The organism is Streptomyces sp. NPDC005302 (assembly GCF_040607345.1).
In the GTDB taxonomy this organism is placed as follows: domain Bacteria; phylum Actinomycetota; class Actinomycetes; order Streptomycetales; family Streptomycetaceae; genus Streptomyces.
This window is the reverse complement of sequence record NZ_JBEXGN010000003.1, coordinates 141,544-159,456: the sequence shown is the minus strand read 5'-3', so window position 1 is coordinate 159,456 and position 17,913 is coordinate 141,544. Positions and strand designations below refer to the sequence as shown.

General features: G+C 72.8%; 14 protein-coding genes. 7 read left to right on the top strand and 7 right to left on the bottom strand.

Translation table 11 applies throughout. From position 1 onward, the window contains the following. Positions 1 to 25 precede the first annotated feature (25 nt). Positions 26 to 577 (bottom strand): DUF1707 and FHA domain-containing protein, encoded by a 552-nt coding sequence (locus ABZT74_RS05275; protein WP_356433451.1) that lies wholly within the window; start codon positions 575 to 577, stop codon positions 26 to 28. A gap of 191 nt (positions 578 to 768) precedes the next feature. Here ABZT74_RS05275 and treZ point away from each other — a divergent pair, with 191 nt between their 5' ends. After that, entirely contained in the window at positions 769 to 2,514 is a 1,746-nt protein-coding gene (treZ, locus tag ABZT74_RS05270) for a malto-oligosyltrehalose trehalohydrolase (protein ID WP_356433450.1), read from the top strand. Positions 2,515 to 2,566: 52 nt separating this feature from the next. Here the strand turns inward: treZ and ABZT74_RS05265 are convergent, their stop codons facing one another. The 5 genes from ABZT74_RS05265 to ABZT74_RS05245 all read right to left on the bottom strand — a co-directional run bounded on the left by ABZT74_RS05265 (position 2,567) and on the right by ABZT74_RS05245 (position 9,365). After that, the gene (locus ABZT74_RS05265) at positions 2,567 to 3,508 is read right to left on the bottom strand and encodes an aminoglycoside phosphotransferase family protein (RefSeq protein ID WP_356433449.1); all 942 of its coding nucleotides are present in this window, start codon (positions 3,506 to 3,508) and stop codon (positions 2,567 to 2,569) included. A gap of 63 nt (positions 3,509 to 3,571) precedes the next feature. After that, a complete protein-coding gene (locus ABZT74_RS05260) occupies positions 3,572 to 4,696 on the bottom strand; it encodes an aminopeptidase P family protein (protein WP_356433448.1) in 1,125 nt (374 codons plus the stop codon). 266 nt (positions 4,697 to 4,962) lie between these two features. Next, a complete protein-coding gene (locus ABZT74_RS05255) occupies positions 4,963 to 5,595 on the bottom strand; it encodes a PDZ domain-containing protein (RefSeq protein WP_356433447.1) in 633 nt (210 codons plus the stop codon). Between the two features lie 247 nt (positions 5,596 to 5,842). Continuing rightward, on the bottom strand, positions 5,843 to 8,032 hold the full coding sequence (gene cyc2, locus ABZT74_RS05250; protein WP_356433446.1) for a germacradienol/geosmin synthase Cyc2: 2,190 nt from the start codon (positions 8,030 to 8,032) through the stop codon (positions 5,843 to 5,845). Between the two features lie 136 nt (positions 8,033 to 8,168). Then, complete coding sequence (locus ABZT74_RS05245; protein ID WP_356433445.1) at positions 8,169 to 9,365, bottom strand: damage-control phosphatase ARMT1 family protein; 1,197 nt, start codon at positions 9,363 to 9,365, stop codon at positions 8,169 to 8,171. A gap of 214 nt (positions 9,366 to 9,579) precedes the next feature. Between ABZT74_RS05245 and ABZT74_RS05240 the strand changes: the two genes are divergently transcribed. Both ABZT74_RS05240 and ABZT74_RS05235 read left to right on the top strand, forming a co-directional pair. After that, positions 9,580 to 10,530, top strand: a complete 951-nt coding sequence (locus ABZT74_RS05240; RefSeq protein ID WP_356433444.1) for a lytic polysaccharide monooxygenase — start codon at positions 9,580 to 9,582, stop codon at positions 10,528 to 10,530. A gap of 120 nt (positions 10,531 to 10,650) precedes the next feature. Then, positions 10,651 to 11,520, top strand: coding sequence for a LysR family transcriptional regulator (locus ABZT74_RS05235; RefSeq protein ID WP_356433443.1), 870 nt, complete (start codon positions 10,651 to 10,653; stop codon positions 11,518 to 11,520). Between the two features lie 33 nt (positions 11,521 to 11,553). Here ABZT74_RS05235 and ABZT74_RS05230 read toward each other — a convergent pair whose 3' ends face one another. Then, positions 11,554 to 12,900 carry a DUF3533 domain-containing protein gene (locus ABZT74_RS05230; protein ID WP_356433442.1) on the bottom strand — a complete coding sequence of 449 codons (1,347 nt, stop codon included), beginning with the start codon at positions 12,898 to 12,900 and terminating at the stop codon, positions 11,554 to 11,556. Positions 12,901 to 13,346: 446 nt separating this feature from the next. On the opposite strand from ABZT74_RS05230, the gene ABZT74_RS05225 reads away from it, so the two are divergent. The 4 genes from ABZT74_RS05225 to ABZT74_RS05210 are packed head-to-tail and all read left to right on the top strand — an operon-like array spanning position 13,347 to position 17,709. Next, entirely contained in the window at positions 13,347 to 13,853 is a 507-nt protein-coding gene (locus tag ABZT74_RS05225; RefSeq protein WP_356433441.1) for a toxin, read from the top strand. Continuing rightward, positions 13,850 to 15,091, top strand: coding sequence for an MAB_1171c family putative transporter (locus ABZT74_RS05220; RefSeq protein WP_356433440.1), 1,242 nt, complete (start codon positions 13,850 to 13,852; stop codon positions 15,089 to 15,091). The genes ABZT74_RS05225 and ABZT74_RS05220 overlap by 4 nt, the downstream gene beginning before the upstream one ends. Further along, the gene (locus ABZT74_RS05215; protein WP_356165112.1) at positions 15,088 to 16,266 is read left to right on the top strand and encodes an MAB_1171c family putative transporter; all 1,179 of its coding nucleotides are present in this window, start codon (positions 15,088 to 15,090) and stop codon (positions 16,264 to 16,266) included. Before ABZT74_RS05220 ends, ABZT74_RS05215 begins: the two co-directional genes overlap by 4 nt. 12 nt (positions 16,267 to 16,278) lie before the next feature. After that, entirely contained in the window at positions 16,279 to 17,709 is a 1,431-nt protein-coding gene (locus ABZT74_RS05210; protein WP_356433642.1) for an FAD-dependent monooxygenase, read from the top strand. Positions 17,710 to 17,913 lie beyond the last annotated feature (204 nt).

Here is a 17,913-nt window from a genome sequence, read left to right as displayed (position 1 = left end):
GGCCGCGGCGGCGGATCGCGCCCGGTCAGTCCGAGGTCAGGCGGAACAGCATGCGGCCGAAGCCGATCTGGTCGCCGTCGCGGACGACGGAGACTCCGATGACGCGGCGGCCGTTGACGGTCGTGCCGTTGGTCGAGCCGAGGTCGCGCAGCACCCACACGCCGCCCTGGGTGCTCAGTTCGGCGTGGACGCGGGAGACCGTCTCGTGGTTGAGCCGCAGCCCGCTGGCCGGGTCCCGGCCTATCCGCAGCGGGTACGGGCTGCCGGGACGGGGCAGCTGGAGCTTGGGGAGCCGCTCGGCCTGCCAGGCCCTGCGCAGCCGGACGGTGAAGCCGGAGACGGCCTCCACAGTCCCGAAGACCACCTTCGACCAGCGGTTCTCGGTAGGCAGGTCGGCGGTGAGCACGACGAGTTCCTCGGACCGGCGGGCGGCCAGGGCCAGCTCCATGCGGCGGATGAACGTGTCGTGCGAGAGACGGCCGAGGGCGACGCCGTCACGGAGCGACTTGAGCGCCCGGTCGCGCTCCGCGTCGGACAGCCGCGCGGGGTACGTGTGGAACTCGAAGGACGACGTCACATTCGTGATTGTCGGTCAGCGACGACGGCGTGTCCAGAAAACCCGTGAAGGGCGGGGGAAGCCGACAGGGGTGCCTCGCGCGCCCAATGGGCGACGGACACGCGGCAAAAGGGCGGATCGGAAAGCGAATTGATCTCGTGTGGAGCACCATGGACGGGCTGGGTCACGCTGAGCCGACAAGGGGGAACTCTGTGCGATTCGAGGTCTGGGCACCGCACGCCGACCGGTTGACGCTCCACTGCGACGACGTCACGAGCGCGATGGAGCGCGATCCGGACCGTCCGGGATGGTGGAGTGCCGAAGCGGACGCACGGGACGGGACGCGGTACGGCTTCGCGGTCGACGACGGTCCCGCGCTGCCCGATCCGCGCTCGCGACGGCAGCCCGACGGTCCCGACGGGCTGAGCGCGGTGGTCGACCAGGCGCGGTACGCGTGGCGCGCCGAGTGGGCCGGGCGCGCGCTGCCGGGCGCGGTCCTGTACGAGCTGCACGTGGGGACGTACACGCCCGGGGGAACGCTGGACGCGGCGGCCGAGCGGCTCGGACATTTGGTCGAACTGGGCATCACACACGTGGAGTTGATGCCACTCTGCCCGTTCCCCGGACGGCACGGCTGGGGGTACGAGGGTGTCTCCCTGTGGGCGGTGCACGAACCGTACGGCGGCCCCGAGGCCCTGAAGCGGTTCGTGGACCGGGCGCACGAACTCGGCCTGGGTGTCGTCCTGGACGTGGTGCACAACCACCTCGGACCGTCCGGCAACTACCTGCCCGCGTTCGGGCCCTACTTCACGGACACGCATCAGACGCCGTGGGGTTCGGCGGTGAACCTCGACGCGCCGGGCTCGGACGAGGTGCGCGACTACCTCGTGGGCAGCTCGCTCGCGTGGCTGCGCGACTACCGGCTCGACGGGCTGCGCCTGGACGCGGTGCACGCGCTGAAGGACACCCGCGCGCTGCACTTCCTGGAGGAGCTGTCGACGGCGGTGGACGCGGTCGCCGGTGAGCTGGGCCGGCCGCTGTTCCTGATCGGCGAGTCGGACCTGAACGACCCGCGGCTCATCACCTCCCGCGAGGACGGCGGTCTCGGTCTCGACGCCCAGTGGAACGACGACTTCCACCACGCGCTGCACACCACGCTGACCGGCGAGGGGCAGGGCTACTACGCCGACTTCGCGCGGGCCCCGCTCGCGGCCCTGAGCAAGACGCTGACGTCGGGCTTCTTCCACAACGGCAGCTACTCCAGCTTCCGCGGCCGGCATCACGGCAGGCCGATCGACCGGACGCGGATCTCGGCGCAGCGCCTCCTCGGGTACGCGCAGACGCACGACCAGATCGGCAATCGCGCCCAGGGCGACCGGCTGTCCGCCTCCCTCTCCCCCGGGCTGCTGGCCTGCGCGGCGGCGCTGACGCTCACGGCGCCGTTCACGCCGATGCTGTTCATGGGCGAGGAGTGGGGCGCGGGCACGCCCTGGCAGTTCTTCACCGACCACACCGATCCCGAGCTGGCGGAGGCCGTACGGCGGGGCAGGCGGCGGGAGTTCGCGGCGCACGGCTGGGCGGAGGAGGACGTGCCGGATCCGCAGGACCCGGCGACCCGGGACCGCTCCTGTCTGGACTGGTCGGAACCGGAGGCGCCGGCCCACGCGCGCCTGCTGGCCTGGTACCGCGAGCTGATCGCCCTGCGTCACCGTCAGGCGGACCTCGCGGACCCCGACCTCGCGGCGGTCCGGGTGGCCCACGATCCGCAGGCCCGCTGGCTGGCCGTGCGGCGCGGTGACGTCCGGGTGGCCGTGAACCTGTCCAAGGACCCCGCGGTGATTCCGCTCGGGGTCCGCAAGGGACGTGTGCTGGCGTCCTGGGACCCGGTCGCGGGGCCGCTCACCGACGGCGTGCTGAATGTGCCGGGCGAGTCGTGCGTGGTGCTCACCCAGGCGTGAGGCCCGGGGTCCGGAAGGCCCGCCGTGGGGGCGCCGATTCGGCCGGCGCCCGCTAGGGCGCCTCGTCCGGCCCGTCCCGCAGGTCCGTCACCCGCTCCAGCAGGATGGCCTCCCAGGCGCGCCGCAGCTGGGCCTCCAGGAGCGGGACGGGGGTGCCTCCCCGGCCGCGGAGACGGTCGGCGAGGCGGACGACGGTGTCGCAGCGGGCCAGCCACAGACCGCGCAGGCAGGGGCGGGCGCCGTAGCCGGCGAGCGTGGCGGCCCGGACGGCGGCGGGGGCGCCGACGGCGACGGCGAGTCCGGCGATGTCCTCGGCCGGGTCGCCGACGACCGCGCCGCTCCAGCCGAGGACGCCCCGCACCCGTCCGCCGGCACCGGTCACGAGGTGTTCGCCCCCGAGGTCGTGGTGGACGAGGAACGCGGCGCCCGGCTGCGCTGCGAGCTGGACGGCGGCGGGCTCGGCGAGCTGGTCGAGCCCGGCCGGGTCGAACTCCTCGGCGGGCAGTCTGCGGGCCGCGCGGACCGCGGCGGCCCGCAGGGTCTCCAGCGACCGCGGCCGGGCCTGTGGCACACCGAGCGTCGCCGCCTGGCGTACGGGCACCTCGCGCAGCCCGGTCAGCAGGTCCGCCAGGTCGGCCTCCCCGACGGCCGAGACCGCCTGTTCCTCGCCGGAGGCGCCGGGCAGCCGGGTGTCGAGGGTGTAGGCCAGCCCGGTCGCCCATTCGCCCCGCGCGACACTCACCGGGACCGGCACCCCGATGTGCGGGCGGACCAGGTCACGCAGCCGCAGCTCCCGGCGTTGCCGCACGGAGGCGTCGCGGTCCCGGGCGAGCCGCAGCACATGGCGTGGGCCCACCCACCAGGTGAGGTGTTCGCCCTCCTCGGCGACCGGCCGCACGTCCGGTCCCGGGCCCGCGGCGGCGTCGTCGGCGAGCAGGGAACGGACCAGTCGGTTGACGGTGTCCGCGGTGGGGTTCGGTGGCGGTTGGCTCATGTTCGCGCCCTTGTCGTCCGGGGGCGGGGGCGAGGTGTTCGCCGTGCGGTCGGTGCGTCCACGTCAGTCGACGACGACCATCTCGCGCGAGGTGTCGTTGAGCCGGCGTCCGCCGTCCTCCGTCACCGTGACGATGTCCTCGATCCGGACCCCGAAACGGCCCGGCAGGTAGATGCCGGGTTCGACGGAGAAGCACATTCCGGGGACCAGCGGCTGTTCCTCGCCCTCGACCATGTAGGGCGGTTCGTGGGTGGTGACGCCGATGCCGTGTCCGGTGCGGTGGATGAAGTACCTGCCGTACCCGGCGTCGTCGATGACGGCACGGGCCGCCCGGTCGATGTCCTGGCAGGTGGCTCCCGGGCGTACGGCGCGGAAGCCGGCCTCCTGGGCCGCGCGCACGATGTCGTGCACCGCGCGCTCCTCGTCGTCCGGTTCCCCGACGTGGACCGTGCGGGAGGTGTCGGAGCCGTAGCCGTCCTTGAGGCCGCCGAAGTCCAGGACGACCATGTCGCCGTGCTGGATGACGCGCTCGTCGGCCTCGTGGTGCGGGTCGGCGCCGTTCGGTCCCGAGGCGACGATGGTGAAGTCGACCTGTGAGTGGCCGAAGCGGCGCAGCAGGCCGGCGAGGTCGGCGGAGACCTCCGACTCCCTGCGGCCGGCGAAGGGGACCTTCCGGATCTCCTCGAACGCCGCGTCGGCCGCGGCTCCGGCCGCCGCGAGCCGCTCCAGTTCCGCCGCGTCCTTGACGGCGCGGAGCATCGGCAGGGCCTCGGTCAGGGCGGTGTACCGGGTGTCGGGGAGCCGTTTCTGCAGGCCGAGCAGGTGCAGGGCCCAGCCGTTGTCGCTGACGCCGAAGCGGCCGGCGGGGTCGAGGAGGGGCGCCGCGGCTTCGTAGGGGTTCGTGCCGTCGGTCCAGTCGTGGAGCGTCAGCGCGGGCGCGCCGGTCGACTTGGCCGCGTCGGGTGCCTCCAGGGTGGGCACGACGAGCGCCGGGTCCTGTCCGGCCCTGAGCACCAGGAGGGTGAGCCGCTCCGTCTCGACCGGGCGGTATCCGGTCAGCCACACCATGTCGGGTCCCGGCGCCACCAGGACGCCGTCCAGACCGGCGCCGGCGGCGGCCTCGGCGGCGCGGCGCATACGGGCCTCGTAGTCGGCGGCGGTGAAGGGCGCGGGTGTGGCGGCGGTCATCCTTGCCTCCGTGTGTGCGGAGTTCCCCCGGAGGGCTACGGGCAGCATCCTCCCCCTCCGCCGGAACGCGCGCGAGCCGGTCCCTCCGGCGCGCCCGCGCTCCCCACGACGAGGGCCCGGAAGTGGGCAAGCCCAGAAAGCTCGGACGACGGTCCGCGCCGCTCCTGAGCACCGCGGACCCGCACCCCGCTGCCCGGCCGTCTCCACTCCACGTCGCCGCGACGCGTGTCCGCGGGCGGGGCGGTGCGGGCGGGCGGCAGCCGTCCTCAGGTCGCGACACCCGGGACGGCCGACAGACGTCCGCGGGTGCCGTTCGCGTGCCGGACGTCGAGGGTGAGGCCGTGCCCGGGCTCGGCGGCGGCGACCGCGTGGGCGAGGTCGGCCGCCGACCTGATCCCGGTCCCGCCGACGGCGAGCAGGACGTCGCCGCGGACCAGACCGGCGGTGTAGCCGGGACCGGGGGTGTGCACGCCGATGAGCAGGGCGCCGCCTCCGGGCGCGTCGACGGCCTCGACCCCGAGCGCCGCCCGCCCCGACGGGTCGGTGGCCTTCCCCGGCGCGATCGGGGTGCCGCTGCCGGACGCCGTCGTGGTTCCGTTCGGCCGCGGCGCCGCCGAGGCGTCCGGCGCGCCGGACGGCCCTCGTGCCTGTCCGGCCGCGCCGGCCTGCTTCTGCAGGGCGGCCAGCCTGCTCATGCCGATCACGGTCGCTCCCACGGTGCCGAGCCCCACCCCGGACAGCACCAGCACCACCCCGACGAAGAGGCTGAACAGCAGCGTGACCAGCCGCCTGCCGCGCCGCTTCGCCGCGTGCGGTCGCCGGGCCCCGCCGGGGTGACGCTCCCCGGTGCCCGGTTCCTGCCCGGGCATCGGCTTGGGACGCAACGCGGTCTGTTCCATGGGTCGCCTCCGGCGGATGCTCTGCGGATCGCCTGCGGCTTCTGCCCTACCCCACGCCCCGGCGCACGATGATTCCCTAACGAGTGAGACTGCCGCGCCCGTTCGAGAAGTCCCCCTCCGCACGGGTGGCACGACGGACCGGTGCGGCGGCACGGCCGAGTGCGGCGCGGGTGGTCCGTTGGAACCGGACCACCGGCACCGCCGGACGCGTTCGATCACCGCGGGCCCACCGCGGCCCGCGGGCCGTTCAGAGGGCGGCGGGTTCCGCCCGCCAGGCGAACGGCAGCCCGGGCGTCCGGTCCGGCGTCCGGTCGGGCACGAACCCGTGGGCGCGCCGGGCCAGGTCCGCGGCGCCGTAACGGTGGCAGTCCTGGTGCCACTTCAGGATGCCGGCCAGCCAGTTCCGCAGCTCGCCCACGTAGCCCCGCATGATCTCGCGCACCTCGTCCGAGAGCTTGAAGTCCTCGAACAGGATGGGCAGTTCATGGGCGGCGACGTGCTGGAACTGCTCCATCCGCTGGGTCATCAGGTCGTGGATGACGCCGAGCGCGGCCGGGTAGTCGCAGCCGAAGAAGTTCTGCACGACGAGGATGCCGTTGTGGACCTCTCCCTCGTACTCGATCTCCTTCTGGTACGAGAACACGTCGTTCAGGAGCATGGCGTAGTCCATGGCCGCGTTCTCCAGCGAGCGGACGGGCCCGCTGCGGTACACCTCCGGCGGGACCGCGGGCCCGTGGCCCAGACGGCACAGGCCCATGGTCAGTTCGGAGCCGAAGGTGGCCCGGCGCATCTCCAGATAGTCGATCGGGTCCGGGATGCGGTTCTGGATCTGGTTGGACAGCTCCCACAGCCAGCTCTCGGTCATCACGTCCACCGACGCGCGCACCGTCCGGCGCGCCTCGGGAGCCATCTCGGCCGTGGTGCGCCGCCACAGGTCGATCAGTCCGCGTTCCATCGCGTTGACCGGTTCGGGGGTCTCCTCGCCGTCGACGGGCATGCAGGCCGACAGACGTGCGGTGGTCAGCCTGGCGGCGGCCAGGTCGCGGCGGTTGCCGAACAGCAGCGGGTAGTAGTCGTCGCCGTACGTGCCCCAGGCCAGCCACTGCGAACTGAGGTCGAGCGCCTCGGGGGTGGCGTCGGGATGGATGCCGGCCGCGCAGAGCGGCAGGTCGTAGGCGATGAGTTTGTCCTCGTCCCAGACGCCCTCCTGGAGCATGCCCCTGCCGTACATCCAGCCGGTGAGCCGCTCGCGGGCCCCGGCCAGGTGCGGACTGAGGGTGACCTCGAACGGCATGTGGAAGTCGGGGAGCCGAGAGGGACCGACCTTCTGGAACGGGACGTGGGTGTACGCGCGCATGCGCTCGGCGCCGGCCGCGGAGAGCAGGCCGCCGATGTCCGCGGCGGACGTGCCGAAGCCGCCGACGGCGAAGGGTCGCGGCTCGTCCGTGGCGCCCTGGTTCATGTAGCGGCTGGAGCGCATGTGCCATTCGTGGCCGCCGGACTGCCAGTCCACGAGGCCCTGCGTGTACGCGGCGACCGCGCCGACCTCCGGCGGGGTGAGCCCTTTCTCCAGGACGAGTGCGGGCACTTCGGTGAGGGCGGTGTGTTCGAACTGGTGCAGCCGTGAGGTGAGGATGTCGTTGACGGTCTCGGCGGCCTCCTGGGTCGTGCAGCCGAAGAACGTCTCGAGGACCAGGACTCCGTTGCTCAGTTCACCCTCGTCCTCCACCTCCCGCTGGTAGGAGAAGAGGTCGTTGCGCAGATGGACGCCGTCCGAGAACGTCTCCATCAGGACGCGCAGCGGCCTGGACTCGGCGACGGACGCGGGGACTTCGGCGGTGGCGTACTCGACGAGACCGGCGGACCAGGGCGCACCGCCGACCTTGCGGCGCATCTCGATGTACTCGACGGGGTTGGAGACCCGCCCTTCGTTGATGTTGGACAGCTCCCACATCGACTCGTTCAGCAGGTGTTCGGTGGAGACGGCGAACCGCCGGCGCCAGTCCTGCGTCATCGCGGGCACGGTGCGCGCCCACAGGTCGGCGAGGCCCGCCTCGACGGGATTCTCCGGCTCCGGCACGGGAGTCGACAGGTCGAGCGGCATGAACAGCGGCAGCCGGTCCAGGTAGGCCCTGCCGCCCTCGCGGTCCTGCGTGCGCTTGAAGGTCTCCAGGAAGTGGTCGTCGAAGAAGAACACCCACACGTACCAGTCGGTGATGAGGGAGAGGGCCGGTCCGTCGCAGTCGGGGTGGGTGTACGCGCACAACAGGCCGTAGTCGTGGGCGTCGAGGTCGGACAGCTCCCAGATGCCCGAGCCTTCCAGCATGCCCATTCCGCGGGCCCAGTCGACGGTGTGAGCCCGCGCCTCGTCCAGGTGCGGGTTCAGCCGGGCGGTGTACGGCATGTAGAAGTGCGGGAGTTCGAACGGCTGCGTCATGGCCGGGCCCTACCCATGGCCCCGTGCGGGCATCCGGAGGCCCGGACATGATCACACCATCGCGTGAATCGGTGCGAAAACCACGCACGGCGGCGCTGTTTCGGGTCCCGGCGGGAACCGGGGGCCGGCCCCCCTCCTAGCGTCGCGCCTGGATCAGCGCGTGGGTGCCTCCGGTGCGCCAGCGGCCGTCCTCGGCCGCGTCCAGGGCGGCCTCGGTGGCGGGGGTGAGGCCGACGACGACGTCGGACTTGAGGGTGCGCAGCGCCGCCACCGGTCCCGGGAAGTACGCGGTCACCTCGGCGAACGGGGTGGTCGCCCGGTGGAGGCGGTCGCCGATGAGGCGACGGTAGTTGAGGTCGCCCTTCAGCACGGTGACATCGGCCGCGGCGAACTCCTGGCGGAGGTCCTCGGGCAGGTCGGCGTACGGGAGCGGGGCGCAGGCGAAGGAGTGCGCCCGCAGCGCGAGCCGGCCGTCGGTGAGGGCCGCCCAGAGGCGCTGCCCGGCGTCACCGGCCGCTCCGTCGGACGAGACGAGCCGGCGCAGGGCGTCGAGGGCGTCGGCGGTGGTGGCGTCGGAGACGTAGTACGGGTACGGCTTCAGGTGCAGGACGGCCCGGCGGGCCCTGCCGTGGCGGAGCAGGTGGTCGATGAGGAGCAGGTCGGGCAGGAGTTCCCGGCCGGCGTTGTCCGCGACCAGGCAGAGGGTGCCTCCGGCGAACAGGGAGCGCAGCGTCTCCCCGTCGTTCGCGACGAGTTGGGAGTCCGCCGTGGACTCGCCCCCGGCGGCCTGCAGCCGGAATCCGAGGTCGGCCCGGTTGCCCCACAGCGAACCGTGCAGGAGGGCCTCCTCCTGCTCCTCGACCGGGCGGAGCGCGAGGTCGTCCAGTGCGGCGAGCTCCCCGTCCGCCTCCGCGCTCTCCAGCTCGGCGAGCTTGAAGGTCCGGAAGGGGTCGATGCCCTGCCACGGGCCGGGCGTGAAGTAGTCGACCGCTTCGAGGAGTCGGCGGTAGAAGTAGCTCTCGGACCAGAGGAAGGGGACGTCGAACCAGGACCGGCCGTAGTACGCCCGGCCGCCCCAGGCGTCCCACCGCGCACGGTCCGCCGCGGATTCGGGGAGCGGTTCGATCATGCCCTCGGAGCTGTTCGTGAGCAGGGCGGCGAGTGCCCGGCGCTGACCGGGTCCGTACGGAAAGGCGTCCTCCACCTTCCGCAGGAGTGCCGGATGCCGTTCGGCGAGCACGCTCCAGGGGAACGAACCGCGTACCGAGGAGACGACCACCGGAGCGTCGACGGGGGCGGTGGCGGACGGGGCGGTGGCGTCGGGATCGGGCATGCCGTCACCGTACCGGCCGGGCGGGAGGTGTCCGCCGACGCGGGCGCGCGCCGGACGCCGCTCCCCCGCAGAGCCCGGCCCCGGCCCGCAGGCGACCGGCCCCGGCCTGAACACACGGCACGGTGGCCCCGTACTTCACGGTGCCCCGCGCGGGGGACCGTCCGGTCCCCCTCCGTGGCACGCCGCTTCGCCGACGCACCGAGGAGACCTCCGGATGACCGCCTACCGCACCGCCACCGCGGCCGCTGTCGCCCTGGCGGCCCCGCTGCTCCTCACGACGTGGGCCGCGGGACCCGCGTCGGCGCACGGCGCCCCGACGTCACCGGTCAGCAGGGTGTTCGCGTGCTCGCCCGAGGGCGGCGGCCTGAACCGTACGAACGCCTGCCGGGCCGCGATCGCCGCGAACGGCGCGCCGTTCACCGCGTGGGACAACCTGCGGGTGGCCGGGGTGAACGGCCGGGACCGCTCGGTGATCCCGGACGGCAAGCTGTGCAGCGGTGGCCTGCCCGCCTACAAGGGGCTCGATCTGGCGCGCGCCGACTTCCCGTCCACGCGCCTGACACCCGGCGCGTCCTTCACGCTCGCCTACAGCTCGACGATCCCGCACACGGGATCGTTCAAGCTCTTCCTGACGAAGCCGGGTTACGACCCGACGCGCCCCCTTCGGTGGTCGGACCTGCCGACGCAGCCGTTCGCGACGGCCACCGACCCGGCGCTCGTCGACGGTGCCTACCGCATCAGGGCGAAGCTGCCGTCCGACCGCACCGGCCGTCAGATGCTGTTCACCATCTGGCAGAACACCAGCACGACGGACACGTACTACTCCTGCTCGGACGTGGTGCTCTCCGGAGCGCCCGCGGCGTCGACGCCGACCCGGAGGGCGGCGGCCGCGCGGAAGACCGGAGCGCCGGCCGGCAGCGGGAGCACGCACACCCACGCGTCGTCCCCGTCGTCGACGCCCAGCCGGACGTCGAGGCCCGAGCCGTCCGACTCGCCCTCCCTGGTGACCTCGTCACCCACCGAGTCGGCGGGCACCGATCACCTGACGCCCGCCGCCGACAGCACGTCCGGCGGCGGCAGCGCCACGCTCCCCCTTGCCGCCGGAGGGGCGGCGGCACTGCTGCTCACCGCCGGAGTCGCCGTCACCCTGCGCCGCCGCCGCTGATCCCGTACGCCCGTCGACACCACCACGGACGATCACCACCTGCGACAATCGACGCGGAACGTCATCTCCGTCGGAGATGGGCCGGCGAGGGTCCGGTGACGGGCCGGTTCGGGAGTGGAGATGGATCTGCGGCAGATGGAGGTCGTCGTCGCGGTGGCCGAGGAGGGCGGTTTCACCGCGGCCGCCCAGCGGTTGCACGTCGTGCAGTCCGCCGTGTCGAGCACGGTCCGCGCGCTGGAACGGGAGCTGGGGACACCGCTGTTCGACCGCACCACCCACCGGGTGTCGCTGACCCCGGCAGGTGAGGCGTTCGTCCCCGCGGCACGCCTGGCGCTGCGGGCGGCCGAGCAGGCCCGGGCGGCCGTCGACCTGGCGCGGGGCCGGCTGCGCGGGACGCTCACCGTCGGCACGATGCAGGGCGTCTGGGCCGACCTCCACAAGCCGCTGGCCGCGCTGCGCGCCGAGCATCCGGGTGTCGTGGTGCGGCTGCGGCAGGCGGCGGTGACCGACCTCCGGCAGGCGCTGCGGGACGGCACCGTCGACCTGGCGGTGGTCGCGCTCGACCGGCAGCAGCAGCGCGGTCTGGTGACGCGGCTGCTGTCCCACGAGGAGATGGTGCTCGTGTCCGCCCCACGCCGGGCGCTCCCCGGGTCCGGCCCCGACGGCACGGTCACGCTCGCCGAGACGGCCCGGCTGCCGCTCGTGGACTTCGTGCCCGGCTGGGCGATCCGCCTCTCGGTGGACCGGGCGTTCCGCGCGGCCGCGGTGGAACGGGAGACGACCTTCGAGGTCAACGACATCGTCGCCGCGGCCGAACTCGTCCGCAACGACCTCGGCGTCTGTGTGATGCCCGCCTCCATCGCCGCACGGTTCCCCGACCTCCGCACCCACGGCTTCGACCGGCACGCGCCGCACTGGAAGATCATGGTGGTACGCCCCCGCGGCGAGACCCCGCCGGTGGTCGCCGCACTGCTGCGGCACATGACCTGAGGACGCGTCAGCCCGCCCGTACCGAAGGGCCGTTCAGGCGGACTCGGCCGGCTGGACGGGCGGGACGGGCTGCGGGGTCATCCGGTGCAGCCCCTTGCGGTCGTAGTAGCGGGTCATCGCGAAGCCGAAGAGGAGGCCGATCGCTGCGCCGACGCCGATCATCAGCCAGGCGCGGTCCAGGCCCGCGTCGGCTCGCGCGTCGAAGAAGAGGATGGCCCGCACCCCGTCGCTGAGCTGACGCATGGGCTCGAAGATCGAGAGGAAGCGGTAGAAGCCGGGAACGGCCTGGAGCGGCACGGTGGCTCCGGAGGACGGCAGGCCCAGCACGATGAACACGAACATGGACACGAGCTGCCCGATCCCGCCGAAGGCCGCGTTGATGGCCTGCACGCCCAGACCGACGGCGAGGCTCGCGCAGTACGAGTAGATCCAGAGCAGCGGCAGATGGGTGGCGTCCATGCCGAGGATCCCGACGGTGGCCAGCATGACCAGGGAGACCGTCAGCAGGGTGATCCCGGCGGTCATGCCCATCTTCAGGAGCAGCGTCTGGGTGCGGTCGACCGGCACGGTGGGCCGGCGGGTGTGCCAGGGGCCGATCTCACTGTCGGCGTAGCCGAGGGCCGTGTCGACACCGGTGCTGATGAGGTTGGCGCCGAGGAACCCGGCGAGCACCAGGAGCAGCGTGTAGTAGAAGGCGCTCAGTCCGAGACCGCTGTGCCGGCCGATGGGGTGTCCGACCTGGGTGACGACCTGGACGGGTCGGGCGAGGAGCAGGCGGGTGGTGGGGTCGGCCTTCGCGGTCGCGGGCGACGCCGTCAGTTGTTTGCCGATGGTGGCCGAGGCCTGCTGTGCGGCGGCCGTGGTGATACGGCTGGCCAGGGAGGAACCGAGGCTGCCCGTACCGGGGTTGGTGAGCACCGTCAGGGTGGGCCGTGCCGTGGCGTTCGCCGTCGTGAGGGCCGCGAGGGAGTCGGTGAAGTTCGTGGGGACCTCCAGGGCCCCGTAGATCTTGCCGGAGGCGAGTTCGTCCTGCGCCTCGGCGGGGGTCAGCCGGCGCCACTCGACCGTGTCGGACGTGCCGTCGGAGACGATGGCGGTGGTGACCTGGGTGCCGACGTTCTGGCGCTGCCCGGGGAGGGGTTTGCCCAGGTCCGCGTTGACGAGCCCGATCGGCAGGTCGTGCAGGTTCCGCTCCGGGTCGACGATGCCGCCCATGTAGAGCAGCGACAGCAGCAGGGCGAGCAGGGCCGTCAGCACGGTGGGGAAGATCCACAGCTTCGGCCGCCGCAGCAACGCGCCGGCCCGGGCCCCGCCCCCGGACCCACCCGGCCCGGGGTCAGCGTTGCCGTCGTCCTTCGGGTGCTTGCTGTCGGCGTCCATGCTTCTCCATAGGTTCCGGGCGGCGCGGGACCGTCGGGGGCTCGCGGCCCGGCCGGGGTTCCGGGGCCGCAGGTCAGGCCAGGATCAGGGGTTCACGGACGTCGCGGACGCCGACGCGCCGACCGACCGGTGGACGGCCGCGATAATCTGACGGGCACTCGGACACGGCCCGCGTCGGACGGCACGGCGGTCCGCGGAGGGACGACCGGGGCGCGGGGCGCGGGTGCGGCAGCCGACTTCGGAATCGGGCTTCTGTCCGGCATGCCGTGTTCGCACCTCCCGCAGGATCTGCCGGATCAGGGGGATGCGGCTGACCGGGACCGCGGTCGGCTTGGATGATTGCGAGCACAACCACATCGGCACCGTCCGTGGCTGCTGGGGCCGGCACCTGACGCAGCCCGGAATCTGAAGCGACCACGGGGAGAATGGTGCGCAAGAGCAGGGAGATGCGTAAGTTCGCCGACACGCTCATCGATCCGATCCGGGTGAAGCTTCCCGCGGACCCCGAGGACGTGTTCGGCGCTCTGGTCGCGTCGGTCAACCAGTGGCGCGGCCGGCCGGTCCTCGTCCACCGCGCACCCTTCCCTCCGCATACCGCGACCGGTCTCTGGCTCGAACGGGACGCCTACGACGACGTCATCATCGAAGAGCGGGCCATCGGCTGGCACCAGATCGTGATCCTCGCCCACGAGGTGTGGCACATGAAGCAGGGGGACGCTGCACCTCCACAGCGGCCGGGCACCGGTGACAAGGGCCAACCGGCCGCCGCCCGGACCGACTTCGTTCTGGCGGCCGAGCAAGAGGCCGATCAGTTCGGCATGTTGGTCGGCCGTCGTCTCAGAGCGCTTCTGGAGGCGACGGAGAACTCGGTCCTCGGCGCCGGTCCGGAGGGCTCGGACGACCTCGCCGGCAGGATCGGGGCAGCCCTCAACTACCGCGGGACCCGGCGATGAACGGCCTGATCAACTACGCGAGCGGTGGGGTGCTCTGGCTCGGTCTGACGATCAAGGCCCGCGATCTCGTACGCCACTGGGGCGATCCCATCCTGCGCGTGATCTGTGCGGTCATGGCGCTGGCCGGCCTCTGCTTCGTCCTCGGCTCACCCCCGACCGTCGGCGCCGTCAACCGCGTCACCGGCGTTCCCAACCTCGCGGCTCCCCTGACCTACGCCGCCATCACCGCCTACAGCGCGACCTCGCTGATCCTGATCGTCTACTGGAAGGGCGGACCCGGTGTCCGGCGGATCGCCCGGTACCTGATGGCCGGCTACGGCACCGTGCTCGTCGGCGTCGCGGTGCTGTTCGCCCTCGGAGACACACCGTCGGAGCGCCGCACCGACTTCGACACGTACTACGCGACGACACCGTTCGTCGCCGAGGCGATCGTGCTGTACCTCGTGGCCCACCTTGCCGCCGTGGTGACGACGGCGGCGTGGTCACTGCGCTGGGCCCGGGAGGTGCGCGGCTGGCTCCGGGCCGGACTCCTCACCCTGGGAACGGGCACCGTGGTCGGGGCGGGCTACAGCGTGTGCAAACTGACGGCCGTCGTCGCGCGGTGGTGCGGGGCCGACTGGACGTCGCTCGGGACGGAGTTCGCCCCCGGGTTCGCGGGCCTCGGCGCCCTCCTGACAGTCGCCGGCATTCTGGTTCCGTGGGCCGGTCCCAACCTGATGACATGGCTGCTTCCGTGGCGGACCCACCGGCGCCTCGCGCCGTTGGAGCGCGAGCTGGAAGCGGTCCTGGCCGGACGGAGTCTGCGCCTGCCACGGCCCTGGCCGTCCTCTCCGGCGGCGTTGCTGATCTGGCGTCAGACCAGCATCCACAACGCGCTGAGCTACCTCGACGCGCTGTTCGACCGTGACGTGTTCGAGCAGGCCCACGACCGGACGATGGAGGCCACCGGCGACCGGGAGCGGGCACAGGCGGCCGGGTGGGCGGCGGCGGTCACCGCGGTCATGCGGGACGTACGCGACGGCCGGCCACCCGTCGCTCCCCCCAGCGGCAGTCCGGTGGCCGAGGCACCCGACGCCGCCGCACTCGTCCGCATCGCCGAGGCCCTGGTACCGGCGGGCTCCGCCGCGGCCACCCGTCCGCGGCGGAGCGCCCGCACGGGGCGGCGCACGACCGCCACGTCACCCGCGCCGACGGCGCCCTCCAGCACCCGGGACGCTGAACGGAGTCCTCACGCATGAGCCTGGTCGTGTACCTCGCGGCGGCCCTTCTCGCTCTCACCTGCGTCCTGCTGTTCCGCCGACCGCGCTCGGCACTCCGCAACCCGCTGACGGCCTCCACCTGCGCCGTCGTCGCGATCGGCGCGGCGTGCTTCACCTGCTCCGCCCCGATCACCCTGGCGACGGTGAACCGACTGACCGGAATCCCCAACTTCGGTGCCCCGCTCACCTACAGCATGATCTCCGCGTACAGCTGCAGCTGGGTCGTCCTGCTCGTCCAGTGGAGGGGTGGCCCACCCTCCAGGCTCCGGCGGATGACCCTGGCCGGCACCGTCGTCTACGGCCTGCTGATCGTGGCGATCATCGTGCTGTTCACGCTGGCGGACGCCGACACGGAGCGGCTGCGGGACCTCGACACCTACTACGCGAACACGCCCTGCATGCGCGAGATGATCGTGCTCTACCTGGTCGGCCACGGCGCCTGCACCCTGGTCATGGGCGTGGTCTGCCTCCGGTGGATGCGCGAGGTGACGGGCCCCCTGCGGACAGGACTGCGGCTCATCGTCGTCGGCCTGGTCTTCGACCTCGTGGGCTTCGAACTCGCGAAGATCACCGCTGTCGTCGCGCGCTGGCTGGGGCACGACCTCGACTTCCTCTCCACCACGCTCGCCCCACCCGTCGTGTCCGTCGGCGCGCTGTTCTGCTCCGCGGGGTTCATGCTCCCCCGGCTCCTCCCTCCGGCGATCACCCACTGGCGCAGCCTCGACGACTACCGCAGGCTGACCCCGCTGTGGCTCGAAGTACGGTGGGCCGCGACCACGCCGAAGCTCGAACCCTCCTGGTGGGAACTGCCCCATGCGCGGCTCCAGCGGCTGGAGGTGTCCATCCATGACGCGCTCCTCGCCCTGACCCCCCACTTCGACGACCACGTTCGCCGGATCTCCCTGGCGACCGCGCTCCACGAGGGCAAGACGCCCCGTGAGGCACGGGTGATAGCGGAGGCCGCCATGCTCGCCGACGCCGCACGCCACGTGGACTCCCCCGACGGCGCACCGCTCGGAGCCTCCCGCGACTGCCGCCTGCGCACCCTCGACGGTCTCGGCACCCGAGGGCTCGTCGAACTCGCCCAGGAACTCGGGCAGTCCCCCGTCGTCGCCGCGGCCCGGCAGGGTTCGGTGGCGGCATCCCGTGAGTGAATACCAAGGAGCATCATGAGTAGAGCTGTCATCATCGGCGCGGGACTGGGCGGTGTACTGGCCGCGGCGGCGATGTCTCCGTACGTCGACGAGGTCGTCGTGCTCGACCGTGACGACCTGCCCACCGAGGGGCCGGATCACCGCAGGGGACTCCCGCAGGGACGCCACGCCCACCTCCTCATGGCGGGCGGGCTGGAGGCCATGGAAGACCTGGTCCCCTCGGCCGACGTCAAGAAGCGGCTCCTGGCCTCGGGCGCCCGCGAGATATCGCTCAGCTCCGGCATGGTGGTCCTGAGTTCGGAGGGCTGGCTGCGCCGGTGGCAGCGAACCCACCACACCATGATCACGTGCACGCGGGCCCTGCTCGACTGGACCGTCCGCACCGCCGTCGTCGAAGGCTGCGGCAACGTCGAGATCCGCAAGGCGCAGGTCGCCGGGCTCGTCGGCGGCGCCCGGCGCGTGCGGGGTGTCCGCGTCGCCTCCGGCGAGGGGGCCACGGACCTCCACGCGGACATCGTCGTCGAGGCCACGGGCAGGGGCTCACGCGTCGTCAACTGGCTCACGGAGCTGGGCATCACCGGCGTCGAGGAGAAGAACGTCGACTCCGGTCTCGTCAACGCCACCCGCATCTACCGCACCCCGCCCGGCGCCGAGGACTTCCCCCTGACCATGGTGCAGGCCGACCCGTACGTGTCCCGGCCGGGCCGCAGCGCGGTGATCGTCCCCATCGAGGGCGACCGCTGGATGGTCAGCCTCGCCGGCTCCAGAGGCGGTGAACCGCCCGCCGATCCGGACGGCTTCCTCGCGTACACGCTCGGCCTCCCCCACCCCATCGTCGGGCAGCTCATCTCCGGAGCCGAGCCTCTCACCGAGGTCTTCCTCAGCCGCAGCACCAGCAACTCCCGCCGCTACCTGGAGAAGATCCGCGACTGGCCGGACGGACTCGTCGTCCTCGGCGACGCGCTCGCCACCTTCAACCCCGCCTACGGCCAGGGCATGTCGGTCGCCGCGCTCGGTGCCCTGGAACTGCGACACCGGCTGGAGAACACCGACCTGGCGGCCACCGGTCTCGCCCGTCGGGCCCAGCGCTCCGTCGCCCGGCACGTGGAGACGGCGTGGAACATCGCCGTCGGCCAGGACGTCCTCTATCCCGACGTACGGGGCGGACAGCGGACGGCGGCCGACCGCGTCGCCGCCCAGTACACGCGCCGCCTGACCCGCGCCGCGACCGGCTCACTGACCGCCGCCACCGCGCTGTGGGACGTGACCGGCCTCAAGGCGGGCCCCACCCGCCTGCTGCGCCCCGGCACGGTGCTGGCCACGCTCACCGGGCCCCGGCTGCCCCGACTGACCGAACCGCCGCTGACACCAAGCGAGTCGCAGGTTCTCCACGGCCTGCACGCCACCCCGACGGAGGAGTCCCCGTCCTCCGCGTCCGCGTAGGAACGCGTCCTCAACACGACGCCGTCCCCGTCGCGCCCACCGGGCAACCGCCGAAACCCCCTCCCGTGTCGCCCACAAGCTCGCCCCCCTTCCTCTACCGGACACATGGACGCCACCCCACACGGGAACGTTTCTCCTGTCCCCGTTGCATCGCCTTGGATCCGTCCGTCCGCATGCGGGCGTGACGCGGAAGGACGACGTGCG